General features: G+C 78.1%; 3 protein-coding genes. All 3 read left to right on the forward strand.

Annotated features, from left to right (window positions below; translation table 11 throughout):
• Positions 1-669: 669 nt before the first annotated feature.
• The 3 genes from ACRYMY_RS19520 (at position 670) to ACRYMY_RS19530 (ending at position 4,228) form a co-directional block, all read left to right on the forward strand.
• Positions 670-1,518, forward strand: coding sequence for a lysophospholipid acyltransferase family protein (locus ACRYMY_RS19520; protein ID WP_432548875.1), 849 nt, complete (start codon positions 670-672; stop codon positions 1,516-1,518).
• A gap of 111 nt (positions 1,519-1,629) precedes the next feature.
• A complete protein-coding gene (locus ACRYMY_RS19525; RefSeq protein ID WP_432548876.1) occupies positions 1,630-2,661 on the forward strand; it encodes a 6-phosphofructokinase in 1,032 nt (343 codons plus the stop codon).
• A 157-nt stretch (positions 2,662-2,818) separates the two neighbouring features.
• Positions 2,819-4,228 (forward strand): class II 3-deoxy-7-phosphoheptulonate synthase, encoded by a 1,410-nt coding sequence (locus ACRYMY_RS19530; RefSeq protein WP_432548877.1) that lies wholly within the window; start codon positions 2,819-2,821, stop codon positions 4,226-4,228.
• Positions 4,229-4,335 lie beyond the last annotated feature (107 nt).

Below are 4,335 nucleotides of genomic sequence, written 5' to 3' on the forward strand. Positions count from 1 at the left end.
CGGCTGCGGGGCGGAGCGGGGGGGGGGGCGCGGCGGCCCGCCCCCCCGCGCCCCCGCGGGCCCCCCCCCCCCCCCCCCCCCCCCCCCCCCCCCCCCCCCCCCCCCCCCCCCCCCCCCCCCCCCGCGGCGCCCGGGACGTCCTCGCGCGGGGCGGGGGGCAGGGGCCGGGCGGGACGGACGGTGCGGGCACCGCGCTCGGCCGCCTCGCGGGCGCCCGGATCAGGGGCACCGGGGGAGGGGTCGTGCACCGCGCCCGGGGCCTCGCCGGCCGCGGCCCGGGGCTGCTCGCCGGCCCCCTCGCCGCTGGCGCCGTCCCGCGCCGCGGGGCCCTCGCCCTCGCCGGGCGCGCCGGCGGCGTCGGGACCGGCGTCGGATCCCGCCCCGGAGCGGGTGCCGTGGCCCGTGTCCTCGTCCCCCCAGTGGGCGACGATCTCCGCGAAGGCGGCGTCGACGTCGAGGGGCCCGGACCCGTCGTCGCGGTTGGTGGGCACGCCCCATCGTGGCACGCCGACGCCGACCGGTCGAGGCGTCGGGGCGGGCGGGCGACCGGTGGGCCGGCCCGTGGGGGAGCCTGGTGTGCCCTACAGTCCTGGCCACGCCCGCTGGCCGGTGCGCCCGCGCCGCGCACGGCGGGGCGGCGGGGTCGCGACAGGGAGGTCCGGACCGCTCGTGCTCTACTGGCTGATCAAGCTCCTGCTGGCCGAGCCGGTGCTGCGGGCCGTCTTCCGCCCCTGGGTGCGCGGCCTGGAGAACGTGCCGGTCTCCGGCCCGGCGATCCTGGCGAGCAACCACCTGTCGGCGACCGACCCGGTCTTCCTGCCGGTCGTGCTGCGCCGGCGGGTCACCTTCATCGCCAAGGCGGAGATGTTCACCGTCCGCGGGCCGCTGGGGCGCCTGGCCGCGGGGTTCTTCCGCAGCGTCGGGCAGCTGCCCGTCGACCGCTCCGGCGGCCGCGCCTCCCAGGCCGCCATCGAGGGGGCGGTGGCGGTGCTGCGCCGCGGCGAGCTGTTCGGCATCTACCCCGAGGGCACCCGCTCGCCCGACGGGCGGCTGTACCGGGGACGCACGGGGGTGGCGCGCATCGCGCTGCGCTCGGGGGCGCCGGTGCTGCCGGTGGCGATGATCGGCACCGAGCACGTCATGGCCCGCGGCAAGGTGCTGCCGTCGGTGCGGCGCGTGGGCGTCGTCATCGGCGAGCCGCTGGACTTCTCCCGCTACGCCGGCCGCGCCGACGACAAGCTCGTCGTGCGGGCCGTCGCCGACGAGGTCATGGCCGCGGTGCAGCGGCTCTCGCGCCAGGAGTACGTCGACGAGTACGCGGCCCGGGCGGCGCGGGTGCGCGCCGTCGCCGAGGACGCCGGCCGCGAGGTCCCGCCGCTGCCGTCCTCGGGCGCGCCCGGCGGCCGGGCCGCGCCGCCCGGGCCGCCGCCGCGCGGGCCGGGGGCCGCCGGCGACCCGGACGGGCCCGGCGGGCCGGACGGCCGGCAGCGGCCGGGGGACACGCCCGCGAACGGCTGACCCGCCCGCGCCGCCGGTGGCAGAGTGATCGCCGTCCGGTCCGTCGAGGTGCCCCGCCGGGGTGCCGGGGGCCGGGGTGCCGGCGTCGTGGCCGGCGGGACGGGAGGCGTCGTGCGCGTCGGCATCCTCACCGGCGGGGGTGACTGCCCCGGCTTGAACGCCGTGCTGCGGGCGGCCGTCCTGGCGGGCACCCAGCGCTACGGGATGACCTTCACCGGCTTCCGCGACGGCTGGCGCGGCGTCCTGGAGCGCGACGCCGTCCCCCTCGACGAGGCGAGCGTGCGGCCGCTGCTGGCGGTGGGCGGCACCGTGCTGGGTTCCAGCCGCACCAACCCGCTCGCGGACGGGGTGGCCGAGGGCGTGGCGCGCGTGCGGGCCTCGCTGGAGGCGCTGGGCGTGGAGGGCCTGCTCGCGGTGGGCGGGGAGGACACCCTCGGGGTGGCGACGGCGCTGCACGAGGCCGGGGTGCCCGTGGTGGGCGCGCCGAAGACGATCGACAACGACCTGTCGGCCACCGACGCCACGTTCGGGTTCGAGACGGCCGTGCAGACGGCCGTGGAGGCGTGCGACCGGCTCGTCACCACGGGCGCCTCGCACCACCGCGCCATGGTCGTGGAGGTCATGGGCCGGCACGCCGGCTGGATCGCCCTGCACACCGGCATCGCCGCCGGCGCGCACGTGACGCTGCTGCCGGAGGTGCCGGTGGACCTCGACGCGGTGGCGGCCACGGTCGCGGCGGCGCTGGCCCGCGGCGACGCCCCCCTCGTCGTGGTCAGCGAGGGCGCGCGGGTGCTGGGCGAGGACGCCGTGCGCGACCTGCCGCGCGACGCCTTCGGCCACGTGCAGCTCGGCGGCGCCGGCGAGCAGGTCGAGCGGGAGCTGAAGGCCCGCGTGCTGGGCCTGTCGACGCGGCTGACCGTCCTGGGGCACCTGCTGCGCGGCGGCACGCCGAGCGCCGCGGACCGGGTGCTGGCCACCCGGATGGGGCTGTCGGCGGTGGCGGCCCTGGCCCGCGGCGACGTCGGCACGATGGCGGCGCTGCGCGGCACGGACGTCGTGCAGGTGCCGCTGGCCGACGCGACGGGCGTGCTGCGCACGGTGCCGGAAGCGCGGTGGGCGGAGACGTCCGACGTCGTCTGGTGACCCCGGGAGACCGCGCCGGTGACGCGCTGTGGCGACCGGTCGCTGGGAGTCGCCGACCGGCGGCCGGTCGGAGGGCGTGCGCGCGCGGGCCGGTGCCCTGCCCGCGCAGCGGCCACGGCAGCGTCGCGGCAGTGGGACACTGGCGCGCGTGAGCACCGTGACGAGCACCGTCCCCGGCGCGTCCGCCACGAGCGGGACCACCCCCGGTCCGACGTCGTGGCCCGACCTGCCCGCCGCCCAGCAGCCGCAGTGGCCCGACGCCGCCGCGCTCGCCGAGGTCCAGGCCGAGCTCGCCTCCTACCCCCCGCTCGTCTTCGCCGGCGAGGCCGACCAGCTGCGCCACCAGCTCGCGGCCGCCGCCCGCGGCGAGGCGTTCCTGCTGCAGGGCGGTGACTGCGCCGAGACCTTCGCCGGCGCCACGGCCGACGGCATCCGCCGCCGCGTGCGCACGATGCTGCAGATGTCCGCCGTCCTCACCTACGGCGCGAGCCTGCCGGTCATCAAGGTCGGCCGGATGGCCGGGCAGTTCTCCAAGCCGCGCAGCAGCGACAGCGAGACCCGCGACGGTGTGACGCTGCCCGCCTACCGCGGTGACGCCGTCAACGACTTCGCGTTCACCCCCGAGGGCCGCACGCCGGACCCGCGCCGCCTGCTGCGCGCGTACCACACGGCCTCGGCGACGCTGAACCTCATCCGCGCCTTCACCACCGGCGGGTACGCCGACCTGCGCAAGGTCCACGAGTGGAACCGCGGCTTCGCGTCCACGGCCGCCAACGCCCGCTACGAGGTGCTGGCGCGCGACATCGACAAGGCGATGAAGTTCATGATCGCCTGCGGGGCGGACTTCGACGCCCTGAAGACCGTGCAGTTCTACTCCAGCCACGAGGCGCTGCTGCTCGACTACGAGAAGCCGCTGACCCGCACGCTGGACGAGGAGCCGCCGCTGTCGGGCACCGAGCCGGTCGAGGACGTGCGCCAGGGCGGCCCGTACGACGTGTCCGCGCACATGGTGTGGATCGGCGAGCGCACCCGTCAGCTCGACGGCGCCCACGTCGACTTCGCCGCCCGCGTCCGCAACCCCATCGGCGTCAAGCTCGGCCCGAAGACCTCGGTCGAGGACGCCCTGGCGCTCATCGAGCGCATCGACCCGTTCCGGGAGCCGGGCCGGCTGACCTTCATCACGCGGATGGGCGCCTCGGTGGTGCGCGACGCGCTGCCCGGCCTGGTGGAGGGCGTGCGCGCCGCCGGCCACACCCCGGTGTGGGTGTGCGACCCGATGCACGGCAACACCATCACTTCCACGAGCGGCTACAAGACCCGCCGCTTCGACGACGTCGTGGACGAGGTCCGCGGCTTCTTCGAGGTCCACGAGGCGCTGGGCACCGTTCCCGGCGGCCTGCACGTAGAGCTGACCGGTGACGACGTCACCGAGTGCCTGGGCGGCGCGATGGACATCGACGACGCGGCCCTGGCCACCCGCTACGAGTCGCTGTGCGACCCGCGGCTGAACCACCAGCAGTCGCTGGAGCTGGCGTTCCTGGCGGCGGAGATGCTCAGCCGCCGCTGACCGGTCCGGCGTGTCGAGGGGCCCCCCCCCCGCGGCGGGGGGGGGGCGCGTGGTCCGCGGGGGGGGGGGTGGGGGGTGCGGAGTCCACGGTGGGGCTGTTCTTGGTG

This window comes from Kineococcus haloalkalitolerans (assembly GCF_050871905.1).
Taxonomy (GTDB): Bacteria; Actinomycetota; Actinomycetes; order Actinomycetales; family Kineococcaceae; genus Kineococcus.